Source organism: Flavobacterium sp. UBA7680, assembly GCF_002482975.1.
In the GTDB taxonomy this organism is placed as follows: domain Bacteria; phylum Bacteroidota; class Bacteroidia; order Flavobacteriales; family Flavobacteriaceae; genus Flavobacterium.
Map to the genome: position 1 here is coordinate 171,926 of NZ_DLHA01000058.1, position 19,666 is coordinate 191,591.

Below are 19,666 nucleotides of genomic sequence, written 5' to 3' on the forward strand. Positions count from 1 at the left end.
TCAAAGATAAAAGTGTTTGTAGTAATAACCCAGGCACATAAAAATGATGTTTATGCCTGCAGCTTTCCAGATGATTTTTTGATAATTTCTGGACTTATCTAAAAAATATAAAGCCAGTAAAATTAAAAATAATAGGGTAGTGTAGATCGCCGGATACATCCTAAAAGCGGCCGAAAACTCACCTTGAAAAAGTAAGAATAAAGAACGTTGAAAACCACAGCCCAGACATTCAACTCCGAAGAGTTTTTTGAAGAGGCAGGGGATCATATATTGCTCTAAATTCACAGCGTAATTTTTTACAATTTTACAAAAAAATATTCGATAACATTTCAGAAGAAAGAAACTTCTATTTTAAAGTTTTATACTTTTGGATTCTTAAACTTTAGAAAATGAAAGCTTTTAAAATTTTAATTATGATTCTTGCCATTTCAGTTGCATTATATGAGCAAGTTTCTGATGATAAAAATATCTATATAATGGTAATTGCAATTGCCGTTTTTATGTATGGAATGATGCAGTTAAGCGCAAAAACGCCGAGTAAAAATCAAGAAAAAGAGGAGCAGGATGTTGACTAAAGGAGATAAAGTTTCGGTTTTAGACGAAGCGATAAACGGAACAGTAGTTTCGGTTAAAAATAAAGAAGTTTTGATAGAAACTGAAGATGGATTCATGATGACATTTTTTGTCAATGAATTGCTTAAAATTCAGGATTCCAGTAATTTAATGAATTCTATTAAAAGAATTGATTTAGAAGAGATTTCAAAAGAAAAAACAGAGCCAAAACCAAGAAGTTTTGTCAAAGAAAAGAAAGATAAACGCGAAATAGCAGCTCCGGAATTTGATTTGCATATCGAAAAACTGGTTCCAAATAAACGTGGAATGTCAAATTATGATATCCTGACGCTGCAGACAGAAACCGCAAAAAGACATATCGAATTTGCGATCAAAAACCGCATTCCAAAAATCGTTTTTATTCACGGTGTCGGTGAAGGAATTTTAAAAGCCGAACTTGATTTTTTATTGGGCCGTTACGACGGAATTGATTTTCAGGATGCCAATTATCAAAAATATGGCTTAGGCGCAACCGAAGTTTATATTCGCCAAAACAATAAATAAAAGAATTTTAAAGTCTTAAAATCGTTTATTTTTAAGCATAAAAAAACGTCTGTTTTTTGAATCTGATTTAATAAAAAACCGGATCAAAAAACAGACGTTTTTTGTAAGAATATTTTTTGCTATTTTTTAGCTGTAACGGTTACAGGAGGATCAGTTATTGTGCCAAGAACAAATTCATCTGCTAAATAAAAGCTGCTGTTTCCTTTTTTAAGACTCACCTTTTTTATTTTAATAGTATGTTTGTAAACAACACTTGTTGTTCCTGTTGCTGTTGTTGTAACTTCAACCGTACCATTATTATCCGCTACGCTATTCCAAACTGTGCTTATAGCTGGTGCTGAAGGTGCCGGACTTATACAAAAATAATTGCTGGTTAAAGTTCCTGTATTAGATTTAAAAGTAGTATAATTTATATTGTTTGTTGTTGCTGTTATTGCTGCAGATCTTGTACCTACTACTTGTTGAATAAGATCCTGGCTCAGATTATTAACCTGCATATAAGAAGTTGGATTAAAATTATAAACTTGTTTCTTATCTGTACATTGTAATGCTGGAGTTGTAAAAACTAAATTTAGCGGATCTGGCCCAGTCGTGTAATTTCCAAAAACAAATTCTTCTTCTGTTTGAGGACCGGCAGGTTTTAAGAAAGTAATGTTTCTAAAAACAATTTGATGATTGTAACCTGTAATTCTTGTACTTCCGTCAGTTTGGCTTTTATCACCTGTAACCTGTGTTGATGTAATTTCAATTATACCTGCTGTAGCCTGCCATTCTTCTGTTACATTTGGTGTTCTTGGAGGTATTGTACCGCAAATATTATTAACTTCAACTTTGCCGTCGTAAGCTCTGTAAAGCACACGATAAGTTGAATTGTTAATGTCGTAAGTAAGCGGGTCGCCAACTGGTGTAGCGTCGTTTTTGATACTGTTTGCAGGCAGCTGCATTACTAATGATTCCTGAGTTTTTAATTTATAAATTAAAGTTGGAGCAGTCTCGTCAGTGCTTGAATTAGGACAGCTTGCCGAAGTTTGGATATCTTCAAAATTGATTGTATCTACAGTTAAATCGCCGTCGTCGCAGCTGTTTAACAAAAGAGCCAATATTAAAAGGCTTACATATTTTTTCATCGTAATTTTATTTGGGTCAAAAATAGTGAAAAATTTGGCAAATGAACTTTTAGATTAGACAATTGATATTTCATAACTTTGCATCAATGAAAAAAGTATACCTCGATAACGCCTCAACAACTGCTATGCGACCTGAAGTCATTCAGGAAATGACTAAAATTATGGCAGAAGATTTTGGTAACCCGTCTTCTACGCATAGTTTTGGACGAAATGCCAAAACAGTTTTAGAACTTTCAAGAAAAAGTATAGCCAAGCATTTAAACTGCTCTGCACAGGAAATTATTTTTACTTCTGGCGGAACGGAAGCAAATAACTGGATTTTGAGATCGGCGGTTGAAGATTTAAAAGCAGAGCGTATCATAACTACAAAAATTGAACATCACGCTGTTTTATACAGCGTTTTAGCATTGCAGTCTGATTATAATATTCAGGTTGATTATGTGAATGTTAATCAAGACGGAAGTATTGATTTAACGCATCTTTCTAATTTACTTTCTGATGAAAAGAAAACAATTGTGAGTTTAATGCATGTGAACAACGAAACTGGAACTGTTTTAGATTTGGATAGAGTTGGAATTATTTGCAAACAATATAATGCATTGTTTCATTCAGATACCGTTCAGTCGATTGGAAAAGCGGAAATCGATCTTCAAAAAATTCCTGTAGATTTTATTTTAGCAAGTGCGCATAAATTCCACGGACCAAAAGGTGTTGGTTTTGCTTTTATCCGAAAAAATTCTGGTTTACAGCCTTTAATTTTTGGCGGAGAACAAGAAAAAGGCCTTCGTGCAGGAACTGAAGCCGTGCATCAAATTGCCGGAATGGCAAAAGCGTTGTCTCTTTCTTATGAAAATTTAGAGGCAGAAAGAATTCATATTTCTGACCTTAAAAAATATCTTATAGAACAATTGGAACTTAATTTTCCTGGTTTTAGAATCAACGGAAAAAAAGATGATTTTTATAATATCATTAATATAACGCTTCCTTTTTCTTCAGATAAAACGTCTATGCTTTTATTTAGTTTAGATATGAAAGGAATTGCAGTTTCCAGAGGAAGTGCCTGCCAATCCGGAAGTATAAAACCTTCGCATGTTTTAAAAGAAATGCTCTCAGAGGATGATTTAAAATTACCAAATCTCCGAATTTCATTTAGCCATTACAATACAAAAGAAGATATCGATTGGCTGATTGAGAGTCTTAAAGTTGTTTAGTTTTTAGTTACAAAGGTTCAGAGTTACAAAGGAACAAAGTTTTCTAAGGCTCTGAGCTACTAAGATTCTAAGTTCTAATTGAAATATCCTTCGACTTCGCTCAGGATGACATTATAGACCTGTCAGGCTGAGCGAAGTCGAAGCCATTTTGAGTTGATAAGATTCTGAGTTGTTTATTCAAAAAATCTAAAATCTACACTCTAAAATCTAAAATTACCTACGAATAACTTTTACCTGTGAATCGTTTGTCAATTTTATGATCGTTGATGGTTTTCCGGCGATTTTGTCCTGATTTAGTTTTACAACATAATCAACGCCTTTAATGATTTCAGGATTAATGTCTTTAAAAGATATTGGAGTTGGCTGACCTGAAATATTTGCAGAAGTCGAAACCAATGGTTTTTTCATTCTTTCCATTAATTTGAAACAAAAAGGTTCTTTTACCAATCGAACTCCAAGAGATTTATCGGCTGAAATAACATTATGAGCTACATTTCTGGCATCATCTAAAATTAAAGTAGTTGGTTTTTCAGATAAATCCATAATCTGCCAGGCAACTTCGGGAATGTTCTTAAAAACGTTGTACATCATTTTTTCTCCATTCATTAAAACAATCATGCTTTGTGTTTCGGCGCGTTGTTTTAATTTATAGATTTTGGTAACAGCTTCAGGATTAGTAGCGTCACAACCTATTCCCCAAACAGTATCTGTAGGGTAAAGAATAATTCCGCCTTCTTTAATCACTTCATAAGCATTGTGGACTTCAGTATTTATATCTTGACTCATGACCTAAAATATTTTTAATAATAACAGATACTGTTATTATGCTGTTTGTGTATTTATAATTTGCGTTATATTTTCTAAATCTGCTTCAGAAATTCCCACATAAAGTGGTAAACATAAAATTCTTGATGCAATAGATTCAGAAATAGGCATTTTTTCTCCTTTTGTATATTCTATAGTATTTAGAGAAGGATAAAAATAACGTCGTGGAATGATATTGTCTTTTGCTAAAGCTTCTAAAACTCTTAATAAAGTTTCTTCAGAATCTAAAATTACAGGATAATAACTATAATTCCATTCTGTATTTTCTCTTATTTTTAAAGTTTTTACAGTATTGAAATTTAAATTGTTATTGTAAAAATCAACTACTTTTTTTCTTTCAGAAACGATATGATCCATATAAGGAAGAACCGCAAGCCCCATTGCCGACTGCAGCTCAGAAATTTTAGCATTTATCCCTAAACCATGAAAGGCTAAAGGACCATTGTGTCCAAAATTATGACTGTAATAAAGCTGATGAAAAATAGCATCATCGTTGCAAAACATAGCACCGCCTTCTCCCGTATGAAATAATTTAGTGGCATGAAAACTACAAGTGCTTACATCACCAAAATTAAATACAGACTGGTTATTGAATTTAACTCCAAAACAATGTGCAGCATCATAAATGACTTTTAGATTGTGTTTTTTTGCAATATTTTCGATAGCAATAATATCACACGGATTTCCAAAAACGTGGGTTGCTAATATGGCAGTTGTTTTTGGCGTTATGGCAGCTTCGATTTTGGTTTCGTCAATCGTTAAATAATCCGGATTGATATCTACAAATACAGGCTTGCAGTTTTCCCATACAATTGCCGCAGAGGTTGCAACATATGAAAATGGTGTAGTAATAATTTCACCGCCTTCTCCAAAAAGTTTTAAGGCAATTTGAATAGGAATTGTACCGTTATTAGTAATTATCAAATTAGAAACGTCAAGAAGATTTTTAAGCTTATCTTCTAATTCTAAAGTAAGTTCGCCTCTATTTGTTAGCCAAACTTTATCCCATGCACGTTTTACATAAGAATTATATTCTTCTTGCGGGGGCAAAAAAGTTTTGGTTACAGGAATCATTTAATTATGGATTTAATGAGTTTAATTTATCATTACGGATAAACTATTGTTATATTTGCGGGGTAAAATTAGGAAAAGAAACCTTAATTTTTGACATAACTGAATATTATAACATTTTAAGAAGTAAAACTTTTGGTTAACCTGATTGGTAAACAGGAAGTTAAAGTTTTGAATCCAATTAATAAGGATGTGTTTTTGATATTTGGTATGATTAATGTAAAAAATGAACACAAAATAAATTTAAGATTACTATGGAAATCAACGCTTTTTTGAAAAATTTTGCAGATATTTTAGATGATACAGATGCAGCTTTAATCACGCAGGAAACTGTTTTTAGAGATTTAGATGAGTGGAACTCATTAACAGCTTTATCATTAATTGCAATGGCAGATGAAGAATACGATGTAAAGTTAACAGGAGATGAAATTAAATCTTCAAATTCATTAAATGACATCTTCGAAATAATTAAAAATAAAGCATAATTAAATGGCAGCTTTTTCAGTAAATGATATTGCAATAAAAGGTATTTCCTGCTGCGTTCCTAAAAATAAGGAACTGAATATCGATTTAGATATATTAACATCAGAAGAAATTCAAAAATTTATTGATGCAACCGGAGTTGAAGAACGACGTATTGCTACAAAAGAAATTTGCACATCTGATTTATGCTGCGAAGCCGCCGAAAAGCTTATTAAAGATTTAAATTGGCAGAAAGACGAAATTGAAATCCTGGTTTTTGTTTCTCAGACTGCCGATTATATTTTACCTGTTTCTGCCGCGATACTTCAGGACAGATTGGGTTTGTCTACTAATTGTATTGCTTTTGATGTTCCACTGGGATGTTCTGGTTATGTTTACGGAATGTCTATTATTGCCGGAATGATGAAAGCAACTGGTTTAAAAAAAGGTTTGCTTTTAGCCGGAGATACAAGCAGTAAACTATTGTCTAAAAAAGATAAAAGTACCGTTCCGCTTTTTGGTGATGGAGGAAGTGCAACAGCATTTGAATTTGATGAAAAAGCAGAAAACTTACTTTTTGATTTAGGTACAGATGGTTCAGGATATAAAGCTATTATTGTTCCTGATGGAGGATCAAGAAACAGAATAAATGAAGATTCCCTTATTGTAAAAGATATTGAAGAAGGAATCAGTCGGAATGCCTGCAACTTAGTTCTTGACGGAATGGACGTTTTTGGTTTCGGAATTTCACAAGCTCCTAAAACCGTAAAAAAACTTGTTGAAAAATTTGAAATTGATATTGATAAAATAGATCATTTTGTATTTCATCAGGCCAACTTGATGATGAATAAAATGATTGTCAAAAAATTAAAACTGCCGGTTGAAAAAGTTCCTTATTCCTTAAAAGAATTTGGAAATACCTCTTCAGCCACAATTCCTTTAACTATTACTGCCGAATTAAAAGAGAGTTTAACAAACACTTCTAAAGATTTAATAGTTTGCGGATTTGGAGTTGGTTTATCTTGGGGAACAGCAAAAATTAAGCTGGATAATGTTGTGATTTCTGATTTAATAGAAATATGATAAAGAATCTGGATTATATAGATGATGAAGTTTATTTAAAAGAAAAATCCTTGTTTTTTAATGAATCCTGGATTTTAGCGGCTCACAAAAATGAACTCTCAAACAACAACGATTTTGTAACTTTTGAATATTACGGCGATAAAATTTTTATTCAAAATTTTAATGGCACGATAAAGTCTTTTCAAAACGTTTGTCTTCACAGATTTAATACTATACACGAAGAACCTTTTGGAAACAGAGTTTCATCTTGTTTGTATCATAATTGGACTTACGGAAAAAAAGGAAATGTCGTGGGTTTAATGTGCCGAAATTCTTTCGAAAGAGATCACATAAACGAGTTAAGACTTAAAGAATATGAAGTTGCCTTTTGTGGTGATTTTATCTTTTTAAAACTTAATGATAAGTTTGATAAAACTTTAGAGCAGTATTTAGGAAATATATTTACACCGCTTGAAGAAATAAGCCAGCATTTTGGCTCAAAAACAATCGATTATACAATTGAGCATAAAGTAAACTGGAAACTTTTGATAGAAAATGTTTTGGAATGCTATCATTGTACATCGGTTCACGAAAATTCATTTGCAAAAATGGGATTCGGATCTGTTCCTCCCGAGAAATTTGATTTTTTTGATGCGCACAGCTGGTGCGAATTTCCAAAAGGCGAAGATGTAAAACCAAATAAAATTATCGAAAAATCTTTGGCAGGAAGAACTTTTAAAACGCAGGGATATTTACATTTTTATCTTTATCCAAATGCATTTGTAAGTTCAGTTGAAGGAAAAGGGTTTTATTTAGGATTTATGCTTCCCGAATCTCCTTCAAAAACAAATTTAAGAGTACGCTATTTTGCTCCAAAATTTGAAAAAGAGTTAAGCGAATCAGAACAAAATATTATTGATTTTATAAATACAAGTTCAAACGATTCTTTGGATTTAGTTTTAAATGAAGATAAAAAAATTGTAGAAAATATTCAGTCTAACTTGAAAAACTTTAAAGACCATTCTCCAATATTTGGCGATGAAGAATTTAGAATTTTAAAGTTTTACGAATATTTTAATAAACAAAAGAACAAAAACAAATACAATGAATCCATTTGATTTATCAGGAAAAAAAATTTTAGTAACCGGGGCATCTTCGGGAATTGGTTATGAAACTTGTTTAGCCATTACAAGACAAGGCGGAAGTTTTATAGCAATTGCAAGACGTAAAGATTTTTTGAAAAAATTAATAGAAGAATGCGGAAATGAAAATAGTTTCATAACGGCAGATTTATCTCAAATGGAAGATATTAAATCTATTGTTGATACAATCGAAAATGTTGACGGAATTGTGCATTCGGCAGGAATAGTGTCTTTGGCGCCCGTTAAATTTTATTCAGAAGAATTAATGAATGAAATGCGAAGTATCAACTTTGATTCAATTGCTTACTTGGTTAATTTGATTTTCAAAAAAAAGAAAATTAATAAAGGAAGCTCCATTGTTTTAGTTTCTTCAATTGCCGGTTTATTCGGTATGAAAGGAAACGGAATTTATGCAGCCAGTAAAGGCGCATTAATTGCGATTTCTAAAGTTTGGGCAAACGAATTTGCATCAAGTAAAACACGTGTAAACTGCGTTTCGCCGGGAATGGTAAAAACAGAAATTACATCAAAATCTATTGAAGATTTATCATTAGAAGTAATTCAGCAAGACGAAAAAAAATATCCTTTAGGATACGGAGATCCTGTTCAGGTTGCCAATCCAATTGTGTTTTTGTTATCTGACGCAAGCAGCTGGATTACCGGACAAAATTTAGTATTAGACGGCGGAAGGACTTCAACCATATAATTTGAAGATGAAAGCAAATATTAAAGCCATATCATATTATTTACCTGAAGAAATTTTATCTAATGATTTAATTAATCAGGCATTTCCAGAATGGGATATTGAAAAGATAAGTTCAAAAACAGGAATTAATTCCCGACATATAAGTGCTGGTGATGAATTTTCATCAGACATGGCGGTTAAAGCTGCAGAAAAATTATTTGCAGAACATAATATTGATCGGTCTACAATTGATTATTTATTGTTTTGTACGCAAAGCCCTGACTATTTTTTACCTACAACAGCTTGTATTATTCAGGATAAATTAGGATTAAATACTTCAGTTGGAGCTTTAGATTTTAATTTAGGATGTTCGGGTTTTGTTTACGGATTGAGTTTAGCTAAAGGTTTGATTGCAGGTGAAATGGCAAAAAATGTTTTGTTGATTACTTCAGAGACCTATTCAAAATTTATTCATCCAAAAGATAAAAGTAATAAAACGATTTTTGGAGATGCCGCAGCGGCAACTTTAATTACAAGCGACAAAGGTTTTTGTTCAGTAGGTAATTTTATTTTTGGCACCGATGGAAAAGGGGCAGAAAACTTAATTGTAAAACAGGGCGGAATGCGTTTTCCGGTTTCTAATGAAAATGAAGATATTCAGGATGAATTTGGAAACGTGAGAAACGATAAAAATTTGTTCATGAACGGAACTGAAATTTTCAATTTTACAGGTGAATTTGTTCCAAAACTTACAGAAGCTATTTTAGATAAATCAAACTTATCTAAAGAAGATATCGACTTGTTTATCTTTCATCAGGCAAATAAATACATGCTGAATCACTTAAGAAAAAAGATAAAAATTCCTGAAGAAAAGTTTTTTATTGCAATGGAACATTGTGGTAATACCGTTTCATCAACAATTCCCATCGCTTTATATGAAGCTCAAAAACAAGAAAAACTAACTAACATTAAAAATTTAATATTAGCTGGTTTTGGAGTAGGATATTCCTGGGCTGCCTGTAACTTAATTATAGAATAATGAAAAATTTAGTAATAGTAGGTGCAAGAGGATTTGGACGTGAAGTTTATGACCTTGCAATACAATGTTCAGGTTATAATCTCGAATATGTAATAAAAGGTTTCCTTGACGATAAGATTGATGCGCTTGATGGTTTTGAAAATTATCCTTCGATTATTTCTTCTGTCGAAGATTATAAAATTGAAGAAAATGATGTTTTTGTCTGCGCGTTAGGAACTGTTGCATGGAAAAAACATTACGCCGAACTGATTACGGCAAAAGGAGGTAAGTTTATTAATTTAATTCATCCCTCTACAAAATTAAATACAAATGCTGTTGTAGGTACTGGTTTACTGGTTTTCATGTACGCAAATATCAGTAATGACTGCATTATCGAAGATTTTGTAACTATACAAGGATATGTTGGTTTAGGACATGATACTAAAATTCGTAAATGGGCACATTTAAGTTCATATTCTTTTACGGGAGGTTTTGTTGTTTTGGAAGAAGAAACGACTCTTAATACCCGTGCAACTGTGCTTCCGCGTGTAACTGTTCGCAAAGGCGCTACAGTTGGTGCCTGTAGTCTTGTGATCAAAAATGTAAAAGAAAATACTACCGTTTTTGGTATTCCGGCAAAGAAACTGGACTTTTAGAATACAATTAAAAAAATAATTAAAAAATTGAAATACTATTTCATGAGAGATCAAAACAGCATTATTTTAAATTGGACTGGCGATATACAAAAACCAATCGTTAGTATTTTATGCGATACTTTTAATCATGAAAAATTTATTACAGAAACTTTAGAAGGTTTTTTAAATCAGAAAACGACATTTCCATTTGAGATCATTGTACATGATGATGCTTCAACAGATAATACAGCCAGTATTGTTACTGAATTTGCCCAAAAATATCCCTTAATTATTAAAACCGTTTTACAGAAAGAAAATCAATATTCTCAAAAGATTAATTTTTGGAGTGATATTACTTTTCCCATGGCGCAAGGAAAATACATCGCCTTATGTGAAGGAGATGATTATTGGATCGATGAATTAAAACTGCAAAAACAAGTAGACTTTTTAGAAAACAATCCTGATTATGCAATTACCTGGACAGATTTCCTTACCAAAAAAGAAACAGAATTAATTCCTAATGATTTCAGCAACACTTTGCCAGCTGTTTATACGATTGATTTTAATACCCTTTTTCAACCTTATTGCACTTATACCTTAACAAGTCTTTTTAGAAAAGAAGCTGTTGATCCTTTAGATTATAAAAAATTCAAGTACGGAAAAGATAATACACTTTATGCATTAGCACTTTGCAATGGAAAAGGAGCATTTCTAAATTTTCAAGGCGCAGTTTACAGATGGCATTCAGGCGGGGTTTATTCCTTAAAAACACCTTTTTTCCAGCGATATTCTTCTTATTTAAATATAAAAGAAATACTTGATAATATTCCGCAGGCCAGAACTAATAACATGAAAAAAGTTATGGCAACCTTATTAAAAGCTTCAGCATTTGAAGCTTTAAAATTACGTAAAACGGATCAGTATAAAACTATTGAAGAACCAGAGAAAGCTATAAGTGAATTTTTAGATAAAGCCAATCTGTCATTAAAAATGAAATACCTGTGGCGTTATATTAAAACAAATATCTAATTATTACTTCCCGGTTAAGGATTTAAAATAGAGAAGCACTTTATCAACGAAGTTTATTTTTTGGAATAATCTACTTTCGTTATTTTTCAAATGCTTATAAAATGGAAGTTTATAAGAACCTGCATTTCGAACAATGCGGATTAAATTTTTAGTGATATGTTTTTGAAAAATCTCATGATTAAAATATCCCAACTTTTCATTTTGCGAAAGCAGAAATTTTGATGCATTAATAGTTTCGATAATTTCTTCTGGAGAAAGCCCTTTTTTAAACGAAACAGCATTTAGGTAAAAATCAATTTTTGGATCTGCAGGATTAATTTCAAGTGCAGCCAGTTGATTTATTTTTACTCTTTTTACAGATCGGTTTACATTATTAATTTTTGTTTTACTGATATTGTTATTATGTTGTCTGTAATTTAATAAAGATTCGGGAATATTATAAAAGTTAGTTTTAGCCAATAATCTGCTCCATAAATCATAATCCTCAACGGGAACATAATCATTATCGAATTTTAAATCTCCTAAAACCTCTTTTTTGAACATTACAGTTGGATTCCCAATGTTACAACTGTGTAAAAAAGATACTTTCATAGCATCAGGATTTGTGTTATGCTTTATGATTTTATCTTTTTTTGATCCAAAAAAGGTAAACCATGTTCCGCAGACTCCAATTTCAGGATTGTTTTTTAATACTTCAATTTGTTTTTCAAAACGAGTTGGCAAAGCAATATCATCAGCATCCATCAATGCAATATAAGTGCCTTTTGCAGCGTTAATACCTTCATTCCTAAGGTTTGCAGGTCCAACATTCTGTTCTTTGTCTATAATAATTATTCGATTATCTTTAGCTTGAAATTTTTTAATTATCTCTAAACTTTCATCAGTAGATTTATCGTTTAATATGATAAGTTCAAAGTCTGAGAATGTTTGACTTAAGATACTTTCAATGCTTTCGTGCAAAAATGAAGCAGCGTTAAACACAGGAATTATCACAGAAATTTCAGGAAATTGAAGAATTTGCATGGTTTTTGTTTTATAAGGCAAAGATAATGTTTAAGTTAAAATTATCTTAAAAATTCGAAAGCAAATTTCGTAGATAATTTCGGAATGTTTTTATCTTTGCCCCTAACAAATTTAATTAAATGAAAAAAATTCAGGTCGGATTTTTAGTGTCGTATGATTATGAATTGCTTAAAATTGCTATTCCACAAGTATATAAAGAATCTGACTCAATTTTTTTAGCAATTGATAAGGAAAGAAAGACCTGGAAAGGAGAATCTTTTGTTATAGAAGACGATTTTTTTCAATGGTTGAGGACGATTGATGTCGATTCTAAAATAGAAATACTAGAAGATAATTTTTATCATCCGGAGCTGACCAGCATGCAATGTGAAGTTTTGGAACGAAAAATTCTTGCCGAAAAAATGGGCATAGGAAACTGGCTCATTCAATTAGATGCAGATGAATATTTTTTGGATTTCAAAGGATTTGTAAAATTCTTAAAATCTAAAAACCATTTCTTGAAGAATCCTGAAAAAAATCAGGTTCAAATATCTCCATGCCTTATTAATCTTTATAAAAGATTAGATAAAGGAGTACTGTATGTTAAAAAGCCAACCAAAATTATGGTGGCTACAAATTATCCTAGTTACAAAATAGGAAGACAAACACGCAAGAGAATCATTTATTTTAAAGGCCCAATTTTACACGAATGCATATCCAGAACAAAAGAAGAACTGGAAATGAAGTTTAACAATTGGGGACATGATACCGATATCAATAAAGAAGAGTTTCTGAATAAATGGGAAACCGTAAACGAGTGCAACTACAAAAGCATGCGAAACTTCTTTTACATGGAACCAGAAAAATGGAAAAAACTGGCGTTTGTTAAAGGCTCAACTTTTAATGAAATCAAAAATAACCTCGACTTTTTTAAAGTTCTGCCCTCAGATTTTTTCATTTGGAAAAAAAACGTCGGGCAGTGGTTTAAGCATTTAAATAAATAAGATTTATTTTAAAATCTCTTTATAAACATTAAAATATTCAGCAGCTGCAACTTTCCAATCGAAACTTGCAGCTCTTTTTTTAAGCTGATTTTCGATTTCGGTTTTATTATTGTCAAAATTCGTTAATCCGTTAAAAAGAATATCTTTCATGTATTCAGGATCAAAATTGTTCCAATAATTGGATACGTCACCTCCAATTTCAGGCAGCGAAGTTTTATCAGATAAAAATACCGGTTTACCAAAACTCATCGCTTCAATTGGCGGAAGTCCGAAACCTTCGCGAATTGACGGAAAAAGAAATGCAGTACAATTTTTCATATAAAACTGTTTTCCTTCATCAGATACTTTTCCAGTCAAAAAAACCTGATTGCTTAAGCCGTTGTCAATAATCAATTTCTTGATTTCTTCACCGTATTTTTTATTGTTATTTCCGGAAATGATTAAATTAAAATCTTTAATTACTTTCATCATGTTTATGATCGAACTGTAATTTTTTCGCTCAATAAAATCTCCAATAGAATAAAAGAAAGGTTTATCGACAGGAACATCCGAAATAAAAGCAGATGTATCTAAAAGAGTAGAAATTGGATTTCCATTATAAATAACATATTCGGGAACATTTGGAACATTAAAATGTTCGTGCGTGTGTTTTTTTGCAAATTCTGAGATATAAGTGATTGCAGTAGATCTTTCTAGTTTTTCTGTAAAAAGCCTCTTTAATTTAGGACTTTTATCGTTTGAAACTTCTTCTACAAAATGAATATCGTGAACAGTTAACAGATAGTTTATTTTATGAAAAGGCTCAACTTTAATATTTTGATTTACAGAATGCCATAAATCGTATTTTTTGCGGATTCTAAACAAAGGATGTCTTGAAAGACTGCTGTATTTATGGTATTTAAATTTATCCTTAAATTCGTCTTTTAAAAGTTCCGGCTTTGCGCTGTTCAGCGTTAATTCGTAATTATCAAAATCTAACGTTGATAATCCTTTAATTAATTCATAATTAAAAGTTCCTAAACCCGATGCTCTGTTGTTGATATTATGCGTTTCTAGAAAGATACTTTTTTGGGACATTATTTTCTTTTTTTACGAAAGTACAATAATAATTTGAAGTCTTAAATCGTATCCGTATTTTTGTCCCCTTATAAAAAACTACTGATGAATTTTAAAGTAAATCCTTCTTTCGAAAATAATACTCCAGCAATTTTGGACACCATCAAAACGTTTGGCTCATCTGGCGAACTTTTTGGAAACGGAGATCGTAATAAGATAAAATTGTTTGATTTAGATGGAAAAAAAATCAATATCAAATCATTTAAAATTCCGAATATAGTTAATAAAATTGCCTATAAATACTTTAGAAAATCAAAAGCAAGACGTTCGTTTGAATATGCCACGATTTTATTAGAAAAAGGAATTGGAACTCCAGAGCCAATTGCATTTCTTGAAAACTTTAATTTAGTGGGCTTAAAAGACAGCTATTATGCCAGCGAACATTTGATTACAGAATTGACTTATAGAGAATTGGTAGAAATTCCTGAATATCCTGATAATGATAATATTCTAAGGCAGTTTACAAAATTTACTTTTGATCTTCATGAAAAAGGAGTAGAGTTTTTAGATCATTCGCCAGGAAATACATTAATTAAAAAGAACGAAAACAATATCTATAGTTTCTTTTTAGTCGATTTAAACCGAATGAATTTTCACGATAATATGAGTTTCGAACAGCGCATGAACAATTTTAGCCGTTTAACACCTAAAAAAGAAATGATCGCTGTAATGAGTAATGAATATTCTAAATTCTATACTGATAAATCTGAAACAGAAATTTTCGAAAAAATGTGGCAGGCGACTTCTACTTTTCAGGAAGAATTTGCAAGAAAGAAAAGATTGAAAAAGAAACTTAAATTCTGGAAGAAATCTTAATTTGTTTCTGGATTTTTTTAAGTTCCTGAAAACGAACTGCTACGCTTAAAGCATTTAAGTAACAAATAATAATTCCCTTTCTTCCGTCTAAAAAGCCGAGCCTCAATAAATATTGGTTTAAAAACTGATAAACAGGTCGAATATAGAAATGAAAAAAGTTAGGATTAGTATTTTTTGTTAACTCTTCCTGCGCTTTTAGCTGACCGTAGAAAATCATTTTTTGTTTATAATTTTCGTAATCAGAATAAGAATGATGCGTTAGTTTGTGCTTTAATTTTCTAATTTCTCCTTTTACAATTAGTTTTTCGTGCACAATTTTATTGTTGTTATAGCGTGCATCTTCTTTTCTAAAAAGACGAATAATTTTATCATTCTGCCAGCCGCTAAAGTACAGTTTCTTGTTTTCGAAGATAAAATCTCTGCGGAAAAAATAGGCTGAAGCGCTTTTTGGCTGATTGATTTCGGTACTAATTTCTTGCTGCAATTCCGGGCTTATTCGCTCGTCGGCATCGATAAAAAGAATCCATGAGTTTGAAGCTAAATCTATTGTATAGTTTCGCTGAATCGCAAAATTATCAAAAGCACGCTGTACGATTTTTACATTTTTGTAAGTCGATGCAATTTCGAAAGTTTTGTCGGTACTAAAAGAATCAACGACGATTATTTCATCGGCGAAAGCCAAATTATCAAGAACCTCACGTATGTTAGATTCTTCATTATAAGTTATCAGTAAAGCCGATAAAAGTTGTTTTGGAGACGAAATCATTTTTAGCTGATGTTTTTTTCTAGAAATGATTCAATTTTGCCTTTAAAAAATTCAGGTTTAAATTCCTGATACAAAGACAAAGCTTCTTTTTTAAGCATTTTTTCAGATTTCTGCTCAAATAAATCCGAACGATAATCCTTTAAATGCACAGATAAATGGTGGATTTCATCTTCAAACGTAGCCCAGATTTTCTTTTCAATCCAAGGAGAAAAAATGATGAAAGAAGGTTTTTCAAGCGCTTTAGCCATATTTATGGCGCCGCCGTCGTTTCCTATAATTAAATCACATTGATTCATAATGGCAATAAACGAACGTAAATCGCCGCCTAATAAATCAAAATATATCTTTTCCTGAGTCGAAGGTTTGCAAGCGTTAAAAACAGTTTTTGCATCTTCAATCTGCTTCGGAAAATAATTAAAAAGAATATTTATATCAGCATTATCTGCAATATAATCAACCACTTTCGACATGAATTCCAGCGGATATGTTTTTAATTTCTCGCTTCCTAAAAGACTGATCATTAACGTTTTTCTGTCTTTACGAACATTGTGTTTTTCAAAAACAGCTAAAGCGTCCTGATTTTCTTTTTCAGAAACAAATAACTTCGGGATTGGATCTATTTGAATTTTTAAATCTAAAGGTTCAATTAATGAAAGTCTTCTTTCAATTGCCAAACCTAAATTGGTTTTAGGAAAAGGTGCAAAAGGAACATTATCGGTATAAAGAAAATTTCTTCCGGGTTTTTTATAAGAGATTTTTCTTTTGGCGTTGCTTAAAAATACTAAAATCCAGCTTTCTAGTTTTGAATAAGCATCAATAACCAGATCGTATTTTTCATTTCGAATTTGAAAACCAAGTTTCAATAATTCTTTTTTGCTTTTTCGATGTTTTTCTTCAAATAAAATGATGTTGTCAATACTTGAATTACCTTCTAAAACCGGAGTTGTCGAAGCATAAACCAAATAATCTATTTGAGCATCTGGATAAGCAGTACGCAGATTATTGCAAATAATACTGCTGACTAAAACGTCTCCAATCATTTTTTGTTGAATAACAAGTATCTTCATCTAAAAAGGGAATCTTTTAATTGGTTACAAATTGAAGCAAAAAAAATCCAAATTCCAATCATAATCAATTGGAATTTGGATTTTTTAATTTATTTGTTCTTTATAAATTATACCGCAACGTCGTATTCGCGAAGCGCATTATTTAATGAAGTTTTCAAATCTGTAGATGGTTTACGAGTACCAATAATTAAAGCACATGGAACCTGAAATTCACCAGCAGCAAACTTTTTAGTATAACTTCCAGGAATTACAACAGAACGTGCAGGAACAAAACCTTTCATTTCAACTGGTTCGTCGCCAGTAACGTCAATAATTTTTGTTGAAGCAGTCAAACAAACGTTAGCACCAAGAACAGCTTCTTTACCAACGTGAACACCTTCTACAACAATACAACGAGAACCAATAAAAGCACCGTCTTCAATAATTACCGGAGCAGCTTGTAATGGCTCTAAAACACCACCAATACCAACACCACCACTTAAGTGAACGTTTTTACCAATTTGTGCACAGCTACCAACAGTTGCCCAAGTATCAACCATAGTTCCTTCGTCAACATAAGCACCAATATTTACATAACTCGGCATCAAAATAACACCGCTTGAAATATAAGCTCCGTAACGTGCCACAGCATTTGGTACTACGCGAATTCCTTTTTCAGCATAACCTCTTTTTAGCAACATTTTATCGTGATATTCGAAAATACCAGATTCCCATGTTTCCATTTTTTGAATTGGGAAATACATTACAACCGCTTTCTTAACCCATTCGTTTACTTGCCAAGCGTCACCAACTGGTTCAGCAACACGTAATTTTCCTGCATCAATTAATTCGATAACTTCTCTAATAGCGTCAGTTGTAGTTTTTTCTTGTAATAAAGCTCTGTTTTCCCAAGCTTGTTCAATTATAGTCTGTAAAGAATTCATAGTTTAAATTTTTGGCAAAGATAACGTATTTACGGAAAAGCAAAAAAGTAAACGGGATCGAAAGTGTTATAAATATAACTTTTTGTTTTTAATTTGATAAATTACGTTTTCTCAATATAATGTCGATTTCAATAATCTACCTCTAAAAGTTTTTTTTATATCAAAATATGACAAATGTCAGATTCTTTGCTTTTTCTTCCATCTACTTTTGCCGGATTAATTCTGAGAAATCAACCTTAAAAATCCAATCCAAAACATATAAAATCTACTACACATGAATCAGGAAAATCAACTCCGAACTCCGGTAACAGTAATCGATAAAGAAGTTACATGGGATAAAACGCAGGTAATTATGAGCAAAACAAATGCCTTTGGTATTATTGAATATGCCAATGAAGTTTTTGTTGACGTTTGTGGTTACGAAGATTATGAATTAATGGGGCAGCCACATAATATTATTCGCCATCCCGATATGCCAAAAGTTATTTTTAAAGTGCTTTGGGAAAATCTTAAAAATGGAAAAAACTTTCATGCAATTGTAAAAAATCTGGCAAAATCAGGAAGATATTATTGGGTCATTACAGATTTTGATATTGCAAGAGATGAAAACGGTGTAATTGTAAATTATTTTGGAAGAAGACAAGCTGTTCCGCAAGAAGTGATTGCAATGCATATTGAACCATTGTATAAAAAGTTACTTCAAATCGAAGCAGCAAGCGGAGTAGAGTTTAGCGAGAAATATTTGATTGGTTTTTTAGAAGAAAAAAAGAAATCATATGTTGAATATATAAAAGAGTTAATTTACGATCATGAAAAAAATCAGGCAAAATTTGCTCATTATGAAGAAGAACAAGATGGCGAAGAAGAGGAGCACAGAGGTTTTTTCGGCAGATTGTTTAACCGATAAAAGAGAATAATTTTTAGTTTTAAATATTTAGGTTCGGGTCCGTTTTGAGTTTTCAAGGCGGGCCTTTTGGTTTTAAGTTTAATTTAAAAAAAACATGAACTTAAAAAGTTTTATATTTGTATTGTAAAATGATAGAATTATGGAAGCGATAAGATTAGAATTTCAGCCGGAGATTAGAGAGAAAGTGCTTAAGTTATTAAGTAAATTTTCTCCAAGTGAATTGAGAATTATTGAGGAAGATTCTGATTTTGAAAATGATAAAAGAAAAGTGCATGCAGCTTATGCTAAATTAAAAAGTGGCAATGAAAAGTTGTATTCAATAGATGAAGTAGATTCGATTTTAGATAATACATTTTCGGAATATGACAATTAAAATTTCTAATGAATTTTTAAAATTATTAAAAGAACAAGTTCATTATATTTATAAAGATAAACCCGGAGCAGCTCTAAAGTTTAGGAAAGATTTGCTTAAAAATATTAAAAAAGATTTAAAACATCCTTTTCATTTTACTAAGTCGAAATACTTTGATAATGAAAATATTAGAGATTATGTTTTTAAAGGTTACGTTTCTGTTTATGAGGTTGATATCGAGAAAAATATTGTTTTAGTTTTCAGTTTTATAAAATATAAAGACTCACTTTAAAGATTATAATTTTCCTTTCTATCGTTTATCAAAATTTC

General features: G+C 31.4%; 24 protein-coding genes. 15 read left to right on the forward strand and 9 right to left on the reverse strand.

Translation table 11 applies throughout. The features are described 5' to 3' along the window. Positions 1-267 carry a DUF2752 domain-containing protein gene (locus tag B3C18_RS24395; RefSeq protein ID WP_349680593.1) on the reverse strand — a complete coding sequence of 89 codons (267 nt, stop codon included), beginning with the start codon at positions 265-267 and terminating at the stop codon, positions 1-3. Between the two features lie 122 nt (positions 268-389). On the opposite strand from B3C18_RS24395, the gene B3C18_RS24400 reads away from it, so the two are divergent. Both B3C18_RS24400 and B3C18_RS24405 read left to right on the forward strand, forming a co-directional pair. After that, on the forward strand, positions 390-575 hold the full coding sequence (locus B3C18_RS24400) for a hypothetical protein (protein WP_053473640.1): 186 nt from the start codon (positions 390-392) through the stop codon (positions 573-575). Next, positions 565-1,116, forward strand: coding sequence for a Smr/MutS family protein (locus B3C18_RS24405; protein WP_073482492.1), 552 nt, complete (start codon positions 565-567; stop codon positions 1,114-1,116). The genes B3C18_RS24400 and B3C18_RS24405 overlap by 11 nt, the downstream gene beginning before the upstream one ends. A 119-nt stretch (positions 1,117-1,235) precedes the next feature. Here B3C18_RS24405 and B3C18_RS24410 read toward each other — a convergent pair whose 3' ends face one another. Further along, positions 1,236-2,243: a hypothetical protein gene (locus B3C18_RS24410; RefSeq protein ID WP_291153016.1), complete on the reverse strand. Its 1,008-nt coding sequence runs from the start codon at positions 2,241-2,243 to the stop codon at positions 1,236-1,238. 86 nt (positions 2,244-2,329) lie between these two features. Between B3C18_RS24410 and B3C18_RS24415 the strand changes: the two genes are divergently transcribed. Beyond that, positions 2,330-3,454 (forward strand): cysteine desulfurase family protein, encoded by a 1,125-nt coding sequence (locus B3C18_RS24415; RefSeq protein ID WP_291153019.1) that lies wholly within the window; start codon positions 2,330-2,332, stop codon positions 3,452-3,454. 213 nt (positions 3,455-3,667) lie between these two features. Here the strand turns inward: B3C18_RS24415 and B3C18_RS24420 are convergent, their stop codons facing one another. Both B3C18_RS24420 and B3C18_RS24425 read right to left on the reverse strand, forming a co-directional pair. Then, a complete protein-coding gene (locus B3C18_RS24420; protein WP_291153022.1) occupies positions 3,668-4,240 on the reverse strand; it encodes an L-threonylcarbamoyladenylate synthase in 573 nt (190 codons plus the stop codon). A 36-nt stretch (positions 4,241-4,276) separates the two neighbouring features. After that, positions 4,277-5,353: a DegT/DnrJ/EryC1/StrS family aminotransferase gene (locus B3C18_RS24425; protein WP_291153025.1), complete on the reverse strand. Its 1,077-nt coding sequence runs from the start codon at positions 5,351-5,353 to the stop codon at positions 4,277-4,279. A 251-nt stretch (positions 5,354-5,604) separates the two neighbouring features. On the opposite strand from B3C18_RS24425, the gene B3C18_RS24430 reads away from it, so the two are divergent. Genes B3C18_RS24430 through B3C18_RS24460 form a run of 7 tightly spaced genes read left to right on the forward strand, consistent with a single transcriptional unit; the run spans position 5,605 to position 11,383 of the window. Next, the gene (locus B3C18_RS24430; RefSeq protein ID WP_053473634.1) at positions 5,605-5,835 is read left to right on the forward strand and encodes a phosphopantetheine-binding protein; all 231 of its coding nucleotides are present in this window, start codon (positions 5,605-5,607) and stop codon (positions 5,833-5,835) included. 4 nt (positions 5,836-5,839) lie between these two features. Next, the gene (locus B3C18_RS24435) at positions 5,840-6,895 is read left to right on the forward strand and encodes a 3-oxoacyl-ACP synthase III family protein (protein WP_291153032.1); all 1,056 of its coding nucleotides are present in this window, start codon (positions 5,840-5,842) and stop codon (positions 6,893-6,895) included. After that, positions 6,892-7,992, forward strand: coding sequence for an aromatic ring-hydroxylating oxygenase subunit alpha (locus tag B3C18_RS24440; RefSeq protein WP_291153035.1), 1,101 nt, complete (start codon positions 6,892-6,894; stop codon positions 7,990-7,992). Before B3C18_RS24435 ends, B3C18_RS24440 begins: the two co-directional genes overlap by 4 nt. Further along, positions 7,979-8,722, forward strand: a complete 744-nt coding sequence (locus B3C18_RS24445; RefSeq protein WP_291153038.1) for an SDR family NAD(P)-dependent oxidoreductase — start codon at positions 7,979-7,981, stop codon at positions 8,720-8,722. The genes B3C18_RS24440 and B3C18_RS24445 overlap by 14 nt, the downstream gene beginning before the upstream one ends. A 7-nt stretch (positions 8,723-8,729) precedes the next feature. Continuing rightward, on the forward strand, positions 8,730-9,740 hold the full coding sequence (locus B3C18_RS24450) for a 3-oxoacyl-ACP synthase III family protein (RefSeq protein ID WP_291153040.1): 1,011 nt from the start codon (positions 8,730-8,732) through the stop codon (positions 9,738-9,740). Continuing rightward, the gene (locus tag B3C18_RS24455; protein ID WP_291153042.1) at positions 9,740-10,375 is read left to right on the forward strand and encodes an acetyltransferase; all 636 of its coding nucleotides are present in this window, start codon (positions 9,740-9,742) and stop codon (positions 10,373-10,375) included. The genes B3C18_RS24450 and B3C18_RS24455 overlap by 1 nt, the downstream gene beginning before the upstream one ends. A gap of 42 nt (positions 10,376-10,417) precedes the next feature. After that, complete coding sequence (locus tag B3C18_RS24460) at positions 10,418-11,383, forward strand: glycosyltransferase (protein ID WP_291153045.1); 966 nt, start codon at positions 10,418-10,420, stop codon at positions 11,381-11,383. A 3-nt stretch (positions 11,384-11,386) separates the two neighbouring features. On the opposite strand, the gene B3C18_RS24465 is transcribed toward B3C18_RS24460, so the two are convergent. Further along, positions 11,387-12,406 carry a glycosyltransferase family 2 protein gene (locus B3C18_RS24465; RefSeq protein WP_291153048.1) on the reverse strand — a complete coding sequence of 340 codons (1,020 nt, stop codon included), beginning with the start codon at positions 12,404-12,406 and terminating at the stop codon, positions 11,387-11,389. A 119-nt stretch (positions 12,407-12,525) separates the two neighbouring features. Between B3C18_RS24465 and B3C18_RS24470 the strand changes: the two genes are divergently transcribed. Next, on the forward strand, positions 12,526-13,389 hold the full coding sequence (locus B3C18_RS24470; protein WP_291153051.1) for a hypothetical protein: 864 nt from the start codon (positions 12,526-12,528) through the stop codon (positions 13,387-13,389). A gap of 3 nt (positions 13,390-13,392) precedes the next feature. Here B3C18_RS24470 and B3C18_RS24475 read toward each other — a convergent pair whose 3' ends face one another. Continuing rightward, positions 13,393-14,466 (reverse strand): glycosyltransferase family 4 protein, encoded by a 1,074-nt coding sequence (locus tag B3C18_RS24475; RefSeq protein ID WP_291153055.1) that lies wholly within the window; start codon positions 14,464-14,466, stop codon positions 13,393-13,395. 84 nt (positions 14,467-14,550) lie between these two features. Between B3C18_RS24475 and B3C18_RS24480 the strand changes: the two genes are divergently transcribed. Continuing rightward, positions 14,551-15,321, forward strand: coding sequence for a Kdo domain containing protein (locus B3C18_RS24480; RefSeq protein ID WP_291153058.1), 771 nt, complete (start codon positions 14,551-14,553; stop codon positions 15,319-15,321). On the opposite strand, the gene B3C18_RS24485 is transcribed toward B3C18_RS24480, so the two are convergent. The 3 genes from B3C18_RS24485 to B3C18_RS24495 all read right to left on the reverse strand — a co-directional run bounded on the left by B3C18_RS24485 (position 15,299) and on the right by B3C18_RS24495 (position 18,077). Further along, positions 15,299-16,087, reverse strand: a complete 789-nt coding sequence (locus tag B3C18_RS24485; protein ID WP_291153060.1) for a glycosyltransferase family 2 protein — start codon at positions 16,085-16,087, stop codon at positions 15,299-15,301. The genes B3C18_RS24480 and B3C18_RS24485 overlap by 23 nt on opposite strands. Before the next feature lie 2 nt (positions 16,088-16,089). Further along, a complete protein-coding gene (locus B3C18_RS24490; RefSeq protein ID WP_291153063.1) occupies positions 16,090-17,154 on the reverse strand; it encodes a glycosyltransferase family 9 protein in 1,065 nt (354 codons plus the stop codon). 107 nt (positions 17,155-17,261) lie between these two features. After that, positions 17,262-18,077: a 2,3,4,5-tetrahydropyridine-2,6-dicarboxylate N-succinyltransferase gene (locus B3C18_RS24495; protein ID WP_291153066.1), complete on the reverse strand. Its 816-nt coding sequence runs from the start codon at positions 18,075-18,077 to the stop codon at positions 17,262-17,264. Positions 18,078-18,351: 274 nt separating this feature from the next. Between B3C18_RS24495 and B3C18_RS24500 the strand changes: the two genes are divergently transcribed. The 3 genes from B3C18_RS24500 to B3C18_RS24510 all read left to right on the forward strand — a co-directional run bounded on the left by B3C18_RS24500 (position 18,352) and on the right by B3C18_RS24510 (position 19,628). Further along, positions 18,352-18,984, forward strand: coding sequence for a PAS domain-containing protein (locus B3C18_RS24500; protein ID WP_291153069.1), 633 nt, complete (start codon positions 18,352-18,354; stop codon positions 18,982-18,984). Between the two features lie 139 nt (positions 18,985-19,123). Further along, complete coding sequence (locus B3C18_RS24505; RefSeq protein WP_291153073.1) at positions 19,124-19,357, forward strand: hypothetical protein; 234 nt, start codon at positions 19,124-19,126, stop codon at positions 19,355-19,357. Continuing rightward, positions 19,347-19,628 (forward strand): type II toxin-antitoxin system RelE/ParE family toxin, encoded by a 282-nt coding sequence (locus B3C18_RS24510; protein WP_180861234.1) that lies wholly within the window; start codon positions 19,347-19,349, stop codon positions 19,626-19,628. The genes B3C18_RS24505 and B3C18_RS24510 overlap by 11 nt, the downstream gene beginning before the upstream one ends. Positions 19,629-19,666: the final 38 nt, after the last annotated feature.